1 protein-coding gene is annotated in these 555 nt (G+C 72.8%); it reads left to right on the top strand.

Annotated features, from left to right (window positions below):
• Positions 1–198 precede the first annotated feature (198 nt).
• On the top strand, positions 199–426 hold the full coding sequence (locus tag ACFXGX_RS15400; protein ID WP_028801993.1) for a DUF3107 domain-containing protein: 228 nt from the start codon (positions 199–201) through the stop codon (positions 424–426).
• Positions 427–555 lie beyond the last annotated feature (129 nt).

Here is a 555-nt window from a genome sequence, read left to right as displayed (position 1 = left end):
CACCGCCACCCCGTTCCCCCCCGCCCCCTCTTCTGTGTGCATGCGCGGGCGCCCCCCCCCCCCCCGCTTCTTTGTTCCCGTCGGCTGTTCGCTCCTGGCGTTCCCGGGCGGAGCGTGCGCGTCCCCTCGCCGGGCTAATGTGTGCTGCGTACGGCGCGTACGAACGCGCACATGACTGACCGTCGGAGGGACAAAGCCGTGGAGGTCAAGATCGGCGTGCAGCACGCGCCCCGCGAGATCGTTCTGGAGAGCGGTCAGACCCCGGAAGAGGTCGAGCGCGCGGTGTCCGAGGCGCTGGCCGGCAAGTCGCAGCTCCTGAGCCTCGTGGACGACCACGGCCGCAAGGTCCTGGTTCCGGCCGACCGGCTGGCGTACGTGGAGCTCGGCGAGCCCACGCAGCGCAAGGTCGGATTCAGCGCCCTGTAGGGCGACTGAGCCACGCAGCAGTACGGGAAGGGCCCCGGGGAGGTGTGAACCGGCCCCTCCCCGTGGCGCGGCCCCGCGGGTCCCCCGGGGCACGCCTGCCGGGGCCCCGCCGGTCCCGAGGGTCACTTA

The organism is Streptomyces sp. NPDC059371, from assembly GCF_042751995.1.
Taxonomy (GTDB): Bacteria; Actinomycetota; Actinomycetes; order Streptomycetales; family Streptomycetaceae; genus Streptomyces.
Note: the sequence above shows the minus strand (reverse complement) of the source record. Positions and strands in the feature narration are given on the sequence as shown.